The organism is Emticicia agri, assembly GCF_004168285.1.
GTDB classification, from domain to species: domain Bacteria; phylum Bacteroidota; class Bacteroidia; order Cytophagales; family Spirosomataceae; genus Emticicia; species Emticicia agri.
Map to the genome: position 1 here is coordinate 1 of NZ_SEWF01000056.1, position 18,199 is coordinate 18,199.

17 protein-coding genes are annotated in these 18,199 nt (G+C 38.2%); 2 read left to right on the plus strand and 15 right to left on the minus strand.

Translation table 11 applies throughout. The annotated features are described in order from the left end of the window. Positions 1 to 166: 166 nt before the first annotated feature. The 14 genes from EWM59_RS23690 to EWM59_RS23755 form a co-directional block, all read right to left on the minus strand. Positions 167 to 400 carry a DUF6252 domain-containing protein gene (locus EWM59_RS23690; protein WP_130019897.1) on the minus strand — a complete coding sequence of 78 codons (234 nt, stop codon included), beginning with the start codon at positions 398 to 400 and terminating at the stop codon, positions 167 to 169. Positions 401 to 408: 8 nt separating this feature from the next. Then, complete coding sequence (locus tag EWM59_RS23695) at positions 409 to 645, minus strand: hypothetical protein (protein WP_165372105.1); 237 nt, start codon at positions 643 to 645, stop codon at positions 409 to 411. A gap of 46 nt (positions 646 to 691) precedes the next feature. Continuing rightward, the gene (locus tag EWM59_RS23700; protein ID WP_130019897.1) at positions 692 to 925 is read right to left on the minus strand and encodes a DUF6252 domain-containing protein; all 234 of its coding nucleotides are present in this window, start codon (positions 923 to 925) and stop codon (positions 692 to 694) included. 8 nt (positions 926 to 933) lie between these two features. Further along, a complete protein-coding gene (locus EWM59_RS23705; protein WP_165372105.1) occupies positions 934 to 1,170 on the minus strand; it encodes a hypothetical protein in 237 nt (78 codons plus the stop codon). 46 nt (positions 1,171 to 1,216) lie between these two features. Continuing rightward, the gene (locus tag EWM59_RS23710) at positions 1,217 to 1,450 is read right to left on the minus strand and encodes a DUF6252 domain-containing protein (RefSeq protein WP_130019897.1); all 234 of its coding nucleotides are present in this window, start codon (positions 1,448 to 1,450) and stop codon (positions 1,217 to 1,219) included. An 8-nt stretch (positions 1,451 to 1,458) separates the two neighbouring features. Further along, the gene (locus EWM59_RS23715; protein ID WP_130023734.1) at positions 1,459 to 1,695 is read right to left on the minus strand and encodes a hypothetical protein; all 237 of its coding nucleotides are present in this window, start codon (positions 1,693 to 1,695) and stop codon (positions 1,459 to 1,461) included. A gap of 10 nt (positions 1,696 to 1,705) precedes the next feature. Continuing rightward, positions 1,706 to 2,200, minus strand: coding sequence for a DUF6252 domain-containing protein (locus EWM59_RS23720; protein WP_130023735.1), 495 nt, complete (start codon positions 2,198 to 2,200; stop codon positions 1,706 to 1,708). A 12-nt stretch (positions 2,201 to 2,212) separates the two neighbouring features. After that, a complete protein-coding gene (locus tag EWM59_RS23725) occupies positions 2,213 to 2,761 on the minus strand; it encodes a hypothetical protein (RefSeq protein ID WP_130023736.1) in 549 nt (182 codons plus the stop codon). Positions 2,762 to 2,964: 203 nt separating this feature from the next. Further along, complete coding sequence (locus tag EWM59_RS23730; RefSeq protein ID WP_130023737.1) at positions 2,965 to 5,358, minus strand: PA14 domain-containing protein; 2,394 nt, start codon at positions 5,356 to 5,358, stop codon at positions 2,965 to 2,967. 92 nt (positions 5,359 to 5,450) lie between these two features. Next, positions 5,451 to 7,850: a PA14 domain-containing protein gene (locus tag EWM59_RS23735; RefSeq protein ID WP_130023738.1), complete on the minus strand. Its 2,400-nt coding sequence runs from the start codon at positions 7,848 to 7,850 to the stop codon at positions 5,451 to 5,453. Between the two features lie 4 nt (positions 7,851 to 7,854). Beyond that, on the minus strand, positions 7,855 to 9,369 hold the full coding sequence (locus EWM59_RS23740) for a DUF1501 domain-containing protein (protein ID WP_130023739.1): 1,515 nt from the start codon (positions 9,367 to 9,369) through the stop codon (positions 7,855 to 7,857). A gap of 6 nt (positions 9,370 to 9,375) precedes the next feature. Beyond that, entirely contained in the window at positions 9,376 to 11,301 is a 1,926-nt protein-coding gene (locus EWM59_RS23745) for a DUF1800 domain-containing protein (RefSeq protein ID WP_130023740.1), read from the minus strand. 399 nt (positions 11,302 to 11,700) lie between these two features. Further along, a complete protein-coding gene (locus EWM59_RS23750; protein WP_130023741.1) occupies positions 11,701 to 12,789 on the minus strand; it encodes a M48 family metallopeptidase in 1,089 nt (362 codons plus the stop codon). Positions 12,790 to 12,841: 52 nt separating this feature from the next. After that, positions 12,842 to 13,816, minus strand: a complete 975-nt coding sequence (locus tag EWM59_RS23755) for a KpsF/GutQ family sugar-phosphate isomerase (RefSeq protein WP_130023742.1) — start codon at positions 13,814 to 13,816, stop codon at positions 12,842 to 12,844. Between the two features lie 483 nt (positions 13,817 to 14,299). On the opposite strand from EWM59_RS23755, the gene EWM59_RS23760 reads away from it, so the two are divergent. Beyond that, positions 14,300 to 16,678 carry a RecQ family ATP-dependent DNA helicase gene (locus EWM59_RS23760; RefSeq protein ID WP_130023743.1) on the plus strand — a complete coding sequence of 793 codons (2,379 nt, stop codon included), beginning with the start codon at positions 14,300 to 14,302 and terminating at the stop codon, positions 16,676 to 16,678. Positions 16,679 to 16,973: 295 nt separating this feature from the next. After that, positions 16,974 to 17,342, plus strand: a complete 369-nt coding sequence (gene rbp / locus EWM59_RS23765) for an RNA-binding regulator (RefSeq protein ID WP_130023744.1) — start codon at positions 16,974 to 16,976, stop codon at positions 17,340 to 17,342. Between the two features lie 153 nt (positions 17,343 to 17,495). Here the strand turns inward: rbp and EWM59_RS23770 are convergent, their stop codons facing one another. Next, positions 17,496 to 18,128 (minus strand): 3-keto-disaccharide hydrolase, encoded by a 633-nt coding sequence (locus tag EWM59_RS23770; protein WP_130023745.1) that lies wholly within the window; start codon positions 18,126 to 18,128, stop codon positions 17,496 to 17,498. Between the last annotated feature and the right edge of the window lie 71 nt (positions 18,129 to 18,199).

Sequence of the window (18,199 nt, forward strand, 5' to 3'; positions counted from 1 at the left end):
AGGTCTGAATTTTTCGCCATTTACTCTACAAAAGAATTCTTCTTTGGGTAAAAGAGAATCAAGAAATGAAGAGCCTGTGAGCAGAAAACACAAAAAGCATGTTAAAATCATGGCTTTCATAAAAATTGAAGCTTTATGATTGAATAGCACTTTTTTCATCAACACATCAGTAATAAGAAATATCGTTAAATTCTCCTTTAGTTATCTTGTACTCTTTACATGTAAAAAAGAAAGTACCCGACAAATTGTAACCATCTATCTTTGTGATGTTTACTTCGCCTATTTCTGAGATTAAATCAGTTGGGAACGAGCTATTGTTATTAGGACTAAATAATCCGACATTTAATAGTTTATTGTTAGTCAACTGGTATTTTCCAATTTCAATTTCTGAATTAGGCATTAATAGTTTTAACCAACGAGTTTTCCTTTTCCTCTAACATAAATGCTTAAATTTTTACTTTGTCTATTCCAAGAAACTTTTAAAGGGTCAGACCCAATGCCTCCAACAGGAGAATCATCTTTTTCAGGTCTGAATTTTTCGCCATTTACTCTACAAAAGAATTCTTCTTTGGGTAAAAGAGAATCAAGAAATGAAGAGCCTGTGAGCAGAAAACACAAAAAGCATGTTAAAATCATGGCTTTCATAAAAATTGAAGCTTTATGATTGAATAGCACTTTTTTCATCAACACATCAGTAATAAGAAATATCGTTAAATTCTCCTTTAGTTATCTTGTACTCTTTACATGTAAAAAAGAAAGTACCCGACAAATTGTAACCATCTATCTTTGTGATGTTTACTTCGCCTATTTCTGAGATTAAATCAGTTGGGAACGAGCTATTGTTATTAGGACTAAATAATCCGACATTTAATAGTTTATTGTTAGTCAACTGGTATTTTCCAATTTCAATTTCTGAATTAGGCATTAATAGTTTTAACCAACGAGTTTTCCTTTTCCTCTAACATAAATGCTTAAATTTTTACTTTGTCTATTCCAAGAAACTTTTAAAGGGTCAGACCCAATGCCTCCAACAGGAGAATCATCTTTTTCAGGTCTGAATTTTTCGCCATTTACTCTACAAAAGAATTCTTCTTTGGGTAAAAGAGAATCAAGAAATGAAGAGCCTGTGAGCAGAAAACACAAAAAGCATGTTAAAATCATGGCTTTCATAAAAATTGAAGCTTTATGATTGAATAGCACTTTTTTCATCAACACATCAGTAATAAGAAATATCGTTAAATTCTCCTTTAGTTATCTTGTACTCTTTACATGTAAAAAAGAAAGTACCCGACAAATTGTAACCATCTATCTTTGTGATGTTTACTTCGCCTATTTCTGAGATTAAATCAGTTGGGAACGAGCTATTGTTATTAGGACTAAATAATCCGACATTTAATAGTTTATTGTTAGTCAACTGGTATTTTCCAATTTCAATTTCTGAATTAGGCATTAATAGTTTTAACCAACGAGTTTTCCTTTTCCTCTAACATAAATGCTTAAATTTTTACTTTGTCTATTCCAAGAAACTTTTAAAGGGTCAGACCCAATGCCTCCAACAGGAGAATCATCTTTTTCAGGTCTGAATTTTTCGCCATTTACTCTACAAAAGAATTCTTCTTTGGGTAAAAGAGAATCAAGAAATGAACAGCCCGATAGACTTATTGATAATATGAAAGAAATGAATCGCAGTTTCATTGTGTCAGTATTAAAGTTCGTTAAACTGCCCTTTTGTTATTTTGTACTCTTTCCAGGCTCTATTGTTAATTTCAGTTGTAAATTCAAATGTGCCTGAAATTTTGAACCCTTCGGATTTTGTAACATTAATATATCCATTTTTTGAATATATTATCTCTTGCTTGTGTGCACGTCTGTCTGGGTTAAAAATTGCGTGGCTATTTTTATTATTATTTTTAAGTAAATATTTCCCTACATTAATTTTATCTAATGAACGTGCTTTCAGCGTTAAACCAATAGATTGATTTTCACCATCAACATAAATTGTGAATAAAGTATCTTTTAGATTCAAATATCTTCTAATTGGACTTGCTCCAATACCCCCAACTGGTGCATCATCTTTTCTTGGTTTGAAATTCTCTCCATCTATTTTACAAAAAAACTTTCCTCTGGGTAAAAGAGAATCAAAAAATGAGCAACCCGATAGACTTATGGTTAAAGCAAAAAAAATGAGTAGTAGCTTCATAGTTCCAAATAGTTAAAACATATATCCTAAATTAATCATTAGCTGCCCGTCAAGATGCACAGGCAGTGCATCACCCGAATATTTTTGTTTCCAACAAACAACTCCCAAACCAATTCCAGTCAGAAACTCAATAGACATTCTCTTGAACTGAATTGCTTGTATACCTAAATTTCCTCCGGCACTTATAGATGCAGACTGAAACCGAGGTCCACCAAAATACCAGAAACCATCACTATTTACATCCCTGTATATGACTTTTCCGTAAGGAGACCCGAAGAAATATAACTGCTCAAATAAAAAGGGGAAATAAAACCTTCTGGCATAGCTTGCATAATAACCAGTTCTATCATCTGAAAGCTGATTGTAACCTATAGTATAATTATTGGTTTGCTTAGGCTTTTTTGTATTTGTTTCTATTAACAATGCCCATTGTTGTATGTCTTTAAAGATTAATACATTTGTTTTAATAATGGCAGTATAATCCTGGGGTAGTTGAGCAAATGCCTGCGTAGAGAAAAGGCTTATTGAAATGCAAAACAATAAAAATCTTAGTTTTTTCATTGCATTAGTCACATTTTGAAGAGCAAAAGGAATTATTCGACAGCAAAATACTACCAATATTGAAATAAAACGCAAGAAACGGCTAAACTATTTTACTATCCGGTATAGTTTTTTCGGTACTTACCAATAAGGCTATTTACTAAATAAGGGATTAAAGTTGCCCTTAATCCCTTATTGTGCGTATGAAAACTACGTTGCTAAAGCTATTTTGTTAAGTCTAACTGCTCTCTAAGTACTTTACCCGCATATGCTAATTCTATCCAGTAGATTCCTTTTGGTAACTTGTTGGTCGGCAATAATTTTATCTGTGTACCAAGGTTCTCAAAATAACGGTCTATAATACTTACCACTACATTTTCGCTTTTATCTTTCAGCTTAAGTTTTACATACCCGGGTTTATTAATCCTGAAAACAATCTTTTTCAGTTTATTGGTTTCAGTACTATCTGTCGAAAACTCTGTTACCGACTTATCGTCTGTGGCATTATTTACTCTTTCTTTGTTGTTATTGGCAAAGGCCTGTTGCACACAATCGGCAATATCAGCTTTAAAAACCGCACTGGCATTTACTTCAAAGCCAGGCAATAAAACAATGCTGTTACCTGCGCTAAAAGAAATATCACGGGTGGTTGGCACCAGACTCTGAGAGGCAATACCTTTAATTGCCTTAAAAGTTCCGTTACTGATAGGTGAGCGGTCTAATTTAATCGAATCGCTGGCACAATTAATATTAATACCCTTACAATTGCAATCGTTATCAAATTTATCGTATTGTGTAAGTGGGTCGCCATCGTCACAGGCAGTGCCTTCACTCTCGCATTGTTTGGCATTAAAAGTAATTTTACTAAAGCCCGAACAAGTAGCATCGCCCCAGTTATTAATGGCTGAAATAAGAATATAACGAGCCTTCATATTATTAAAATTAGGACCCGTAAAACCTGCATAGTCTGCATTGCCGGGTGCTTGTGGCCAGGTATAAGTGGCACCTAAAGACTGCCAGATTGTACCATCTAACGAATAATCGACATAAACACTCCTGAATCCTTTATTGGTTTCGCCTGTAACATTATAATTCCATACTCTTGAATCCTGAAATCTGTAACGGTCTGAGAAATCATACATAATCCAGTTTTTATTGGCAGCACGTGCCGGATTAGGATTGGGTTTGAGCGTACCACAGGAAACCCATGCAACCTCAGAAAGCGTAGTGAGGTTATCGGTAGGGCTACAGGAATCATAGACTTTATATCTTGCCGAAGCATCGTCGCAGTCAGGCCCCGAACAAGGCGTTCCTACACAATCGCAGGTACCATTAATTTTATCATCGTTTGTAAAAGGATTATCATCATCGCACGGCGTACCTTGTGCAATACAGGATACCTCGCACTTGTAATCAAAAAGATAAAATGACGGAACTCTTTTCCAAACCCTGTTTTCATGGAATGAGGTTTTCCAGTAGAGATTAAAATGGTCTCGCCAGTTGTTTTCCTTATTTCTGAACTCGAAATAATAGTATTTGCCTTTTTCTAAATAAGTAGGCCCAATTGTCTGAAAAACAGAGTTGTTATGTTCTGTTTCATCTACGCCATACATCACCAATGCCTGATGTGCCTGCTTATTCTCTATGGAATCATTGCTACTCAAAAAGAAAAAAGTCTGGTTGTCTCCGGTAATATTAAACTCATAATTACCAGTTACGGGTACGGTCAGAAAACCTTGTACCAGCGTTCCATAATAATCTTTGGCGTAATTGGGTGAAGTTGGTAATGGTCCATAAGCACCTTTGAGTTTTTCTCTTCTATCAGGCGATAAAGGGAATTTAGGAGAATCTATCAGGTCGTTTTCAACGGCGCTTCCGGTAATATCATCATAATAGTAGGCTTCTATCAGTCCTCTTTCGCCTACGCAGGCATTGGCTGTTGGTGCAATACCTACACAGTTACAAAAACCATCTTCCTGGTCGTTTGTAGTAGCTTCGTTGCCATCATTGCACGGAGTTCCTCTTTCGGGGCATACCTGACCGCAGGCATATTCAAAAATATAATTGAAATCGACAATTGCCCACGGTGCATCTGGCGTTGAAACCTTTTTCCAGGATAAGGAAAGATGGTCGCCCCCGCCTCCTTCAAAGTTATACAATTCAAAATAATAGTATTGCCCCCCTACTAACTGGATACTTGCAGACGTTTGTCCGGCCTCTTTGTTATGTTCATCTACGCCTGTATAACTGAGAACCTCGGCTCTTTTCACTTTGTTTGCCGGAGACTGATTTGTACTCAGATAAAAAAAGCCTCTGTCGTCACTCGTAAGATTAAAAATGTAATTTGCCGTCGTCGGAACTTTTATGAAACCCCTGATCATTCCGGCGTAATAATCGGTATAATTTACAGGAGCGGCCAATGAACCTAAAATAGAAGAGCCATCGGGTCTGCTCGGAAAGTTTTCCAGCACCGATAAATCACTCATTTCAGGAAAAGTAGTAAACTTATCCCAATAACTCCACTTAACCTGTCCGGCAGTTCCAATACAGTCTTGTGCCTGAACAGAAATTATTGAAGAAAGCAGAGTAACTACTACTAACAGTAAACGTGTTTTCATTCTCGTGTATTTTCTTGTAATGATTATTGCTTATCCTGACAAAAGTTAAAAGCAATAATATAGGGTAATCTATTAATCCGGCCTGACGGTAGCTACTCTTTAATTTCCAGTTGTTCTTTTAATATTTTACCGGAAACTTCAAGTTCTATCCAGTACAAACCTTTAGCGAGCTTATTAGTGGGTAGTAATTTTATTTGTGTTCCGAGATTCTCATAATAACTATCTATCAGTGTTACTATTTCCTTCTCGTCATTGTCTTTTAGCTTCAGTTTTACGTATCCCGGTTCGTTAAGCCTGAAAATAATTTTCTTTAATCTGGCAATTTCAGTGCTGTCTGTCCCGAATTCTGTTACCGCATTATCCTTAGTTGCGCTTGTTGCTTTTTCGTTATTCAGAAAAGCCTGTTGCAAACAGTTGGCAATATCTGCCTTGAATGTAGCTGTATTTTTTACTTCAAAACCGGGTAGCAATACAATACTATTGCCTGCACTGAACGAAATATCTTTTGTAGCAGGCACAAGGCTTTGTGCCGAAATCGCTTTAATGGCCTTATAGTCGCCATCAGCTAAAGGCGAGCGGTCTAATTTAAGGGTATCGCTGGCACAATTAAGGCTAATGCCTTTACAATTACAGTTATTATCAAACTTATCGTCTCTTGTCAATGGGTCGCCATCGTCACAGGCAGTACCTGCAGGCTTACATACAGCCGCATTAAAGGTAATTTTACTAAAGCCTGAACAGGTGGCATTGCCCCAGTTATTCACAGCCGAGATAAGAATATAGCGTGCCTTTATTTCATTAAAGTTGGGTCCTATAAAACCTGCATAATCGGCATTGCCGGGTGCCTGTGGCCAGGTATAAGTAGCCCCTAAAGCCTGCCAGGTTGTACCATCTAACGAGTAATCGACGGTTACACTTTTAAACCCTTTATTGGTTTCACCTGTTACATTAAAATTCCATACTCTACTGTCTAAAAACTTATAACGTTCTGAGAAATCATACATAATCCAGTTTTTATTGGCAGCACGTGCCGGATTAGGATTAGGTTTAAGCGTACCGCACGAAACCCACGCAGCATCTGCCAAAGTTGTAAGATTATCTGTCGGGCTACACGAGTCATAAACCTTATACCTTGCCGATTCATCATCACAATCAGGCCCTGAACAGGGTGTGCCTACACACTCACAACTATTGTTGTATTTATCATCATTAGTAAAGGGATTATTATCATTACAGGCTGTTCCGGCCGGAATACAGGAAACCTCGCATTTATAATCGAAAAGATAAAAAGCAGGCACTCTTTTCCATACTCTTGAGGCATGATAAGGGGTTTTCCAGTACACATTAAAGTGGTCAACATTGGTATTCTCTTTATGCCTGATTTCATAATAGTAATATTTGCCTTTTTCGAGGGTCATAGGCCCTATGTTCTGGCTCGCATATTTATTATGGTCTGTTATTCCCATGCTTTGCGTAACGTCTGCTTTATTATCGTTTTTATTCTGAATGGCATCATTGTTACTCAGGTAAAAGAAAGTCTGATTATCACCCGTAAGGTTAAACTCATAAGTGCCTGTAACAGGTACAGTAATAAAGCCCTGCACTAATGTTCCATAGCGTTCGGTTGCATTAATAGGATTAGCCGGAGTTGGTCCTGCAATGGCCGGCAGTTTTTCTTTTCTATCAGGTGATAGCGGAAATTTAGGGGCATTAATTAAATCGGGTTCAACAAAACTACCCGTAATATTATCGTAATAATAGGCCTCTACCAATCCTCTTTCTCCTACACAAGTGTTAGCCGTAGCATATACGCCCACACAATTGCATAAGCCGTCCTGTTTGTCGTCGGTTGTAGCAGCATTGTTATCATTACAGGGTGTGCCTCTGTCGGGGCAAACCTGCCCACAGATATATTCATAAATAAATGGTTCGCCAACAATTGCCCAGGGAGCATTGGGAGTAGAAGCTTTTTTCCAGAATAAAGTCATGTGGTCGTCGGCTCTTCCTTCAAAATTATACATTTCAAAGTAGTAATACTGCCCTCCTACCAATTGTATGCTTGCAGAAGTTTGTCCGGCTTCTTTTGTATGCTGGTCAATCAATGTCAATGTCGTTACTTCGGCTCTTTTAACTTTGTTTGCCGGAGACTGGTCGGTACTTAAAAAGAACAAGCCTTTATCATCGCTTGTGAGATTGAAGATATAACTATCGGTAGTAGGAACTTTTATAAAGCCTCTTATCATACCTGCATAATAATCGGTATGATTAATGGGTGACCTTAAAGAGTTTAATATCTGTGTGGCATCCGGTCTGTCAGGATAAGTATCCAAAACAGATAAATCTTCCAGGTCTACATAGTCGAATAAAACAAAATTTCCCCAATAACCCCATTTTACCTGTCCGGCAGGACCTACGCAGCCTTGTCCCTTGACGGTAGCTGCCGAGATAGCCAAAACAAATAACAGTAATACTATTTTAAAAGTTATCTTCACTTGCTTAGTAGGTTAAACAGGTCTGAGGTCTGTCGTCGGTTGAAATGGTGGTACCATTAAAATTCATAAATCCTATCGGATAGTTATTTGGAGTATAGCTATAAAAATTGCTCAGATTAGGTAATACATAACATAAATCTGCCGGGCTTACACCATACCAAAGAGCCATTTCTGCATATAATTCATCAGTAGAAACTGCCGGAAGGAAGTTTCCTCTGAAAGAAATACTTTGCGTATTATCTGTTAGATTCATGCTTGGGTAAGCTCCATAAATTTTCCCACCCTTTACACTTCCGCCCATTACCATAGAATTACCTCCCCAACCGTGGTCTGAGCCTAAACCATTAGAAGTAACTGTACGGGCAAAATCTGAAATGGTAAATGTGGTAACTTTATCTGCTATACCCAACTCTACTGTGGCATCATAAAAAGCCTTGAGTGCATTGCTTACTACAGGCAGTTTCTGATTCATTCCTCCTTCAAGGTTATCGTGCATATCCCAACCGCCATAGGTGATAAAGAAAATCTGTCTCTTAGCTCCCAGATTATTTCTTACACTCATCACCTTTGCCACGGCGGATAAGTCGTTCCCTAAAGAGGTTGTCGGAAACTGGGTAGCAAAACTTGGTACTCTTCTAACTGCATCTTTAAAAATATCGTAAGACGCAATGGCGCTCTTTGTTATGCCTGAATAGGTTTGTTGCAATAAGTTGGCATAGGTTTGCCCAACCAGGCTATCAATTGCGGCGTCTCTCAGTTCGTTTACCAGTCCGGCGTTGTTCCACCAGGTAGGCACAGACTCAAGCCCTATGGCAGCAGGTGTTATATTATTACTGATTGAGTATTCTGATACTGTATCTCCGGCCTGGAAGGAGTTCTTTCCGCTCAGAGAGATATTCATTGAAATCTTATCGTTTGTATTGCTGGCATTTAAGAGTTCGGCTATTCTACCTCCTACTCCAAGAGCCGTGCGGCTTTGAGGAACCGAAGTTTGCCATTGCATAATCTGATCTGAGTGTGAGTAAATGCCTTCCGGTACTTTTTTTATACCACTCTGAAACTGCGCAGCAGAAGTAATAGGCTCAACCAGGGTACCTACATTGGCCATAAATGCCAGTTTCCCTGCATTGAACAAATCACGCATGCCCGTCATAGCCGGATGTATCCCAAAAGCCCCATAGTTACAATTGAAACCTCTGAAACCTGTGCACTGTGGATTGTTTAATGCTAAAAGTGAGGCCTGAGGAACGGCCAAATCACCTCTTGTAGCGGCATATTCGTTATAACCAATATCTGCTCCCGATGTTCCTCTCGGTACTAATACATTATAAGAGTCTATACCTCCGGCTAACAATACACATACCAAGGCTCTATAATCATTAAAAGCAGCGTTTTCTTCTGAGAATTTTTTATGGCTGATTGCTCCATTGACAGCACCCAGACTTGTGAGCGTACTGAGCATGGTAGTTGCGCCCATAGCAGCACAGCCTGACTGTTTGATGAAATCACGTCTATTCATTTCTTTTTACTTATTAATCATATAATCCGGTGAAGACATTATTAAATATATGGCAATGCGTATCCTTCTGGTAGCATCGTCGGCGTTAATCACACCATTGGTGATGTTGAGTGGCATGCCCAACAGCGCTTTTTTAATGGTATTCAGTGTTGCCTCTGATAGTCGGCCATGTGCTAAAATAAGGTTATATTTATCCAGTAGTTGAGTCAATCTGTCGTTTCTTGTTAAAGGATAGTCAGCAGTATGATCAAATTTGGCATCTTCCTGTACCTTATAAGTCTCACCACCAAAGTAACTGAAATACTCAACGGCATCGTTGTGTATAAGCCAGTTGTTAATAGCATTCAGATAACCGGTTAAGGTCTGTGAGTTCAGAGTCTGAAATTCAGGCGCATATTTAACTGCCGTTTTTAATGGGCCATCAGGTATATAATCAGGCGAGAAAAAATTAAACACACTTGGTGAATTTAATGGAAGTTGCCCCATTTTGTCATAAGCTCTTCTCATGGCGTTCCGATATTTTCCACCCTGAGCAGTCAATTCCAGACCTTTTACCAGATTAGTGTATCTGATAAATGGTTCTTTTAAAGCTCCTGCAAATTCGGTATTACCATTGTTACAACAATCACGGGCTTCGGGGTCAACCAGAATAGCTTTGATAACCGCTTTCAGGTCTCCTCTTACACCACTGCCATTATTATTAAAAATAGTAGCTACCCGTTGAATATAGGCCGGACTCGGATTTGACATCACTAAACGCTGAATAAGCCTTCTTGAGATAAACGGGCCTGTATTAGGGTGGTTAGCTAATATATCTAAAGCATCTTTAATATCCAATTCTCCCTGTGCAACAGGTCTCTGAGGAATCGTTTGTCCTAAAAAAGTTTTAGGACCTACTTCATGGCCATTCACAATTCTATTGTTTGGGCGGCGGTAAGGTCTTATATAATAATCACTTGAGTCAACGGCATAGAATTTCAGTTTTTTAGTATAACTCCAGTAGTCTTTATATCTCTCCCCTAAATATTGGCTATCGCCCCAGGATAAACCCGTGAATACTTTTGCAAGGTTGGCAATATCGTTATTATCATAAGTAGGTATCGACTTCCCGGTTCCGTCTTTCATTTCAGTTCCGTCAAGATTTAATTTAAAGAGGCCTATTGAAAATAACTGCATAATCTCTCTGGCATAGTTTTCGTCGGGGAAACTCAGTTTTCCGTTATTATTATCCGTAGCATGGTTGTTCATGTAGGTCAGATAAACCGCCATAGAAGGATGGTAAGTAATTTTCTCAATTAAGGTACGATAATTAGTAAAACTATTTTCTAATAACATATCGTAATAGCTTGCCAGCGCATAGGGGTTATTCTCAAAAGTAGAAATACGGGAAGTAACAAAAATTTCACTTAAAGCCAATGCTACCCGCCATCTTAGAATATCCGGCGCAGTCATGTGTCCCTGAAACCAGGTAACATCAAAAATCCAATCGCTTACGGCCACATTATAAATTGTCCTTGAAGGGTCAGTCCGTCTTAATGAATCGGTCGTAGCCTGATGCAGGTTCTGCAGATAATTAGTCAGATTGAAAGAGTTCGGCAAGGCAAACTGTTGGTCAATCCATTTTTCAACACCAAGGGTTGCCACACTCTCAATATCGGCGTAGGTAGTACCTAAGGTTGCCTGAGAAAGCAATCTGGCGGCAGAATTTTTATTGGGCAGATACCCAGAACTCATCAGGGTTTTGATACCCGTCTGGTTACTGGCATTGGAAGAAGAGGATACTGTTACATTTGTGGCATTCCCTTTACCAAAAGTTATTGTTTTTTGGGCATTACCAATGGTACTTATGCCAAAGAAGCCTATCAATACTAACAAATTTACTTCCTGTCGGATTCTAAGGAATCCTCGAAACACATATAAAGGAAAGTTCATTCAAATTAATAGAAATTAAGTAAATAAAAATTTAAAAAAAATGATTTTTAAATGTAGCAGTTTGCACCTATCTACAAAACCGGATGGCATAGTATCGTAATCAGGACATACTTATCCCAGCCTTATTATTTTGTACTTTTGGTGATTTTATAACTTAGAGGTCGTTTCTATTAAAGGAATTAGTAGTGTCATCCACTTTTAAAAAACTTTAAAAGAAATCTGTTATGCTATTTAACAGATTGAAGGATGATTTACAAGTAAGATTAGGTAGTTTCTTTTCTTCTATCAAACACAAATATATAAAAATTATTGTAACCTCAGCATTAAATTTTTCAATTATTTAGTGAGTGGATATGCGTTGAAATAACAAGCAAAATTTGTTCCAAAAATATAATTATTCTAATATTTATTGTCTACCGTATTCTCTATTTTTTCCCAGACACTATCCAGTTCTTTATGAGCAGTTCCTGTTTTGCCTGCACTATTCTCTCTGATATAGGTAATTCTATCATCGGTCATCGGGTGCGAGTTCAGATAGGCCAGCATTTTGCTACTGCCCTGCTTTTGTTCTTCTTCGTGCAATCGCTCCATCAGGTGTATCATGCCTTGGGGGTCTAATTGGTTGTGGTACATGAGTTGCAACCCTTCCAAATCTGCCTCTTTCTCCATCTCTCTCGAAAAACCCAACTGATAAATATCATCGGCCTGACTGGCAAGCACACTCCCTAAAGAACCCATATCGCCAAAAATTACAGAGATAAGTAAGGAGCCCGTCAGACTTCTAGCAAGTCCTTTTAACGAATGTCTTTCTTTTACATGCGTAACTTCGTGTGCAAGCAAAGCGGCCAATTCTTCAGAAGATTTAATTTTGTCTAAAATACCACTAAATACCACTACGTTGCCTCCGGGTAAAGCAAAGGCATTTACCTGATTATCTTTAACTACTGTAAATTTTAAAGGATAAATTGTTTCAAAGTCTATCTTAAGGGCAAAATCATTCAACAGTTTTGTTTTCTCTTTATCAATTTCGGCGTCGCCTATAAAACTTTCATAGAATTTTTCGCCTAAAGCTATTTCTGTCGATACAGGAATCTTGCTGGCAATAAAAGACGCTACAAATGGCAATAGTATAAAATAAATAACTGCCGCAATAGCCGAAAAAATAGCAATACCCATCAGAGCGGCTTTCAGTACAGCATTATACTCTTTAGTTCTACCTGCCAGCCCGCTTGTGTGTTTGGGTAAATATCCGCTTAATGCCTGTGCCAGAGAGCTATCGTTAGTGTATTCTAAATACTGATGAGGGAATACCGCATACTGCAACATAGTTTTACCTTTTCCTGAAAAAGAACCGTATTCAATTTCAGAAATAGCCCAGACTACTTTCTTTTCGTCGTAATAGATACTTAACGAATTGCCAAATACCTCAATATGTGCTTGATGAGGCTGGCTAGTCTGCCCGTCATAATAGATTCCGTTATGTTGCATAAAGACTAATGTTATCAGGTTCGTTTCAAAGATAGAAAATCTATCAGATTTCTTACAACAAACCCTCTTTCAATAAATCGTGCAAATGCACAAAGCCCATCAGGATATTCTCTTCCACCACTACCAGTTGGGTAATATTCTTTTCCTGCATCAAAGAGAGTGCCTTTACTGCATACTCATCAGGCGCAATAGTTTTGGGTGTAGTAGTCATTATATCTTTTGCCTTCAGCGTCGTAAAATCCTGTTGCTTGTTCAACATTCTTCGCAAATCGCCATCGGTTATAATACCTAACAGTTCATTGTTTTCATTGGTAACAGCAGTAGCCCCCAATAATTTTGAGGTCATTTCGAGAATTACTGTATGAATATCGGCATCAGGGCCAACTTTAGGCAAGGCATTATTCGGATGCACATCACTTACTTTCAGATACATTTTCTTGCCTAAACTTCCGCCGGGATGGTACCGGGCAAAATCTGTGCTGGTAAACCCTCTCATTTCTAACAAGCATATAGCCAGGGCATCGCCTAATGCCAAAGCCGCAGTAGTAGAAGTAGTAGGTGCTAAATTAAGTGGACAAGCCTCTCTTTCTACGTGCGCATTCAGCACAAAATCAGCATGGGTTGCCAGATACGATTTTTCGTTGCTTACGAGAGCAATCATCTGGTTTCCGTGCATTTTCAACAGTGGCACCAGTACCTTAATTTCGGGCGTATCGCCACTCTTTGAGATGCACAATACAAGGTCTTCTTTCTGTATCATGCCCAAATCTCCGTGTATGGCGTCTGCTGCGTGCATAAAGAGCGCAGGTGTGCCTGTAGAGTTCATAGTAGCTACAATTTTCTGACCAATAATTGCACTTTTCCCGATGCCTGTTACTACAAGTCTGCCTTTAGAGGCCAAAATAGCCCTTACACACAACTCAAATTCTTCATTAATATAACTTTTCAAAGAAAGAATTGCTTCGGCCTCATCTTGCAAAACTTTTTTCGCTACGCTTTGTAAATTTTTTTCTAACTTCGTCTTCACTTTTTCAAACAAGGTATTTTGTCTGCAAAAGTAACGTTTGTTTGGCAAGCCTCAAAAGAATAGTGAGGAATGGGTATAAAAACCCTTGCAGGCAAAAAACCAATTACAACAAAACATTTTATAAACCACCGAATGTATCTATTAAAAAAAAACCGCATTAAAAATTTGTAAAACTCAAGCAAAAAAATAGTATCTTAGCAAAGGCTTAAGTAATTACCTTAAATTAATTCAAACTTTTATAGTATCTAAAATTCAGGCAATTCATTGCGCTGACCATATAAATATCAGAATTATCCGGCTGTAGTTCAGACGATTATCTCAACCAACTATTATTAATCTGTCAACTCAGCAACATTACTCAGCAAAATATTACTTATAGGTGAATTTGATGATAGCTTCATCAAAGAAGTCAACATGAAATTGCTCAGATACTGACCTATTTTTAAAAATATTGTAAATTTTCCGTACAGCAATTTTGCGTTTATGGTAGAACCAATAATTAAACAATCATTAAAAGAAAAACTCAAAGAAATTTTTGGTTTTGATGCTTTTCGTGGCGAGCAGGAAGTGATTATTCATAACATAGTGTCAGGGAAAAACACTTTTGTTATTATGCCCACAGGAGCAGGGAAGTCTCTATGCTATCAGTTACCGGCAATGGTACTCGATGGCACAGCGATTGTTATTTCCCCGCTCATTGCCTTGATGAAAAATCAGGTTGACCAGATGACCGCCTTTGGTATTAACGCCCAGTTTCTGAATTCGACACTGAATAAGGCGGAAATGACCAAAGTAAAGAACGATGTACTAAGTGGAGAGTGTCGCCTGTTGTATATTGCACCAGAATCTCTTACCAAAGAAGATAATCTATCGTTTTTGCAAAAAGCCAATCTTTCTTTTGTTGCAGTTGACGAGGCCCACTGTATATCTGAATGGGGTCATGATTTCAGACCTGAGTACCGTCGTATCAGAGGAATTATTGACGACATCAATCCGAATTTACCGGTTATTGCGCTTACAGCTACTGCTACCCCAAAAGTACAGCAGGATATTAAGAAAAATCTGAATATGGATGAAGCGATGATTTTTAAATCGTCGTTCAACCGTAAGAATTTGTATTACGAGATTCGTCCGAAAATAGATTCCAAGAAACAGCTGATCCGCTATATCTTAAATAATAAAGGCAAATCGGGTATTGTTTACTGTCTGAGCCGTAAAAAAGTTGAAGAAATAGCGAATTTGTTGAGCGTAAACGGCGTGAAGGCTTTACACTACCATGCAGGTTTGGATGCTGATACACGTATGAGAAATCAGGATGCCTTCCTGAACGAAGAAGCTGATGTAATTGTAGCTACGATTGCGTTCGGAATGGGTATTGATAAGCCTGACGTTCGGTTTGTGATTCATTACGATGCGCCGAAATCTCTTGAAGGATATTATCAGGAAACAGGAAGAGCCGGACGTGACGGATTAGAGGGTAACTGTCTGATGTTCTATAGTTTCGATGATATTCTGAAATTAGAGAAATTCAATAAAGACAAAACCGTTACCGAAAGAGATAATGCCAAAGCCTTATTGATGGAAATGGTGGCTTATTCCAATTTAGGTATCTGCCGTCGTCGTCAGTTATTAAGTTATTTTGGCGAATACGCTGAAAAAGATTGCGGTTTTTGTGATAACTGTCTGAAACCAACCAAGAAATTTAAAATAGAAGACGAAGCCGTACTGGCTTTGAAAGCGATTCAACAGGTAGGCGAAAGATTCGATATTCAGCACATTGCTGATGTGCTGACAGCCAATACGGCTAATGCTTATATTCGTAGCTATGAACACGACAAGCTGGAGGTATATGGCAAAGGCAAAGGCATGTTTGTTGAAACAGATGAAGAAGAGGATGACGATGAGGAAGAAGAAGAATTAGATGTTGCAACCGACGACGATTCTGATGATGACGATGATGATGCGCCGGTAGCAACCAAAAGCCCATCGCACCCACCCAAGAAAGCCGAAAAGCCTAAGAAAACTGATAACAAAAGAACACCGAACGATTATTGGGTGTCAATACTGCGCCAGATGATGGCATTGGGCTATATTGAGAAAGATATAGAGAATGCTTATGGGGTAGTAAGGCTGTCTGAAAAAGGAAAAGGATTTATTCAGGATTCTTATCCGATTACGATTGCCGAAGACCATAACTACGAAAATACCGAAAGTAGCGACGATGATGATGTGCCAATGAATGGTGGCCCTTCAGGTGGTGGTGGTGCTTTTGACTCAGCCTTATTTGAGTTGCTGAAAGCACTTCGTAAAAAAATAGCGAAAGAAAAAAATGTACCGCCTTATGTGGTTTTCCAGGACCCTTCGCTGGAAGAAATGGCAACTACCTATCCGACTACCGGGCAAGACCTTGCTCAGATAAATGGCGTTGGTTTAGGGAAAGTTCAGAAATTCGGAAAGCCATTCTTAGAGTTGATTTCGAAATATGTAGAAGAAAACGAAATTGAAACAACACAGGATTTAGTTGTAAAATCAGCCGTTAATAAGTCAAAAATCAAGATTTATATTATTCAGCAAATCGACCGCAAGATTGACCTTGATGAAATTGCAGATTCAAAAGATCTGACAATGGCTGAACTAATCGAAGAGATAGAACACATCTGTTATTCGGGTACCCGCCTGAATCTTGATTATTATATTAATCAGGTAGTTGATGAAGAACACCAGGAAGAAATTTATGACTACTTTATGACTGCTGAAACCGATAATATCCGTGCTGCACAAAAGATTTTTGACGGCGACGAGTATCCTGAAGAAGAATTACGTTTAATGCGTATTAAATTCTTATCGGAAATGGCCAATTAATTGCTTATATTTGAAGTAACAGAATAAACTTGCCCTTTTGGGCAACAGATATACAACAAAATCATAAAAAAGTGTGAGCAATGCCTACAGGTATTTCACACTTTTTTATTTTTTTATACGGTTCAGATTTATTAATTGACAAATAATTAGTTAATTAGTGCCGTTTAAGAACAAAAATAAGGGTCTGAAGTATTATTTTTCATTATTTAACATCAAAAAAACCTTTATTAATAGTTATTCAATAAAATAAATATACTTTTGTATAAATTTATCAATCAAATCATATCAAGTTATCATGAACATTTTTGTTGGAAGTCTTCCATTTAGAATTGAAGAAAGTGAATTAAAGCAATATTTTGAAGAATATGGTGAAGTTAGTTCTGTGAAAATTATCATCGACAAAGTTACCGGAAGAAGCAAAGGTTTTGCTTTTGTTGAAATGCCAGACGATGCAGCAGCACTAAAAGCTATCAGCCAATTAAATGGTGCTGAAATCGGTGGTCGTACAGCTGTTGTAAATCAGGCTGAAGAGAGAAGAGAAAGACCATCAGGTGGTGGTGGCGGATTTAACCGTGGTGGTGGCGATTTCAACCGCGGCGGCGGTGGTGGTGGCTACAATCGTGGTGGTGACCGTGGCGGTAACGGCGGCGGACGTAGATATTAATATCCTTCAAGATACCCTCATATATTTTAAGGAAACTGGGCTTCCATTTAATGGTGTGCCTGGTTTCCTTTTTATATACTCCCTACATATACTATAATACCCCATAAAAAAAGCCCCTTACCAAAAGTAAGAGGCTCCTCTGTTATAGCATAATCAAGGTAATGGTTTTACCATTATATCTTTAAAATATACTTTGCTCTTAGGGTCGTGGCCTTGTAGCGCAAAAGTGCCGCTGCTTATTCTTCTGCCTTTTCTGTTGGCAGGTAATTCGGCCGGCTCATCATATTCTACAGCTACCTTGTCGTTGATTTTAATGGTTACATGTTTATCTTTTACGATAATATGCTCGGTGTACCATATATTGTCTTTTACCAGCGTATCTTTCACATCCTGAATACCGTATAAACTTCCGGTACGTCGCCAGTCTGTATGTGAGTTGTTTACTTGTACCTCGTATCCTTTATCTGGCCAACTACCTTGTTGAAACTCAGTATGGAAATAAATACCTGAGTTTGAACCCGGTGTAGTCATTACCTGTGCTTTGAACTCAAAATTTTTCCAGTCATGGTTATTAACCGGGCCTACATAAAACAAGTGCGCCACCGGACCATTAACCGCAATGGTGCCATTTTCAATGCTGAAAGTGCTGGCATTGTCGCCTACTTTCCAGCCATCAAACGATTTACCATCAAATAAAGAATACCAACCATCTTTCGACTTTTTTTGAGCAAAGCTTACATGAGTTAGCAGAAACAATACAAAAGCATAATAACAAATTCGTTTCATAAGGTATTTTGTTAGTTTAATAAGGCGAATACGCCGGGATGAATAATTACGACAATTTTACGAAACTAATT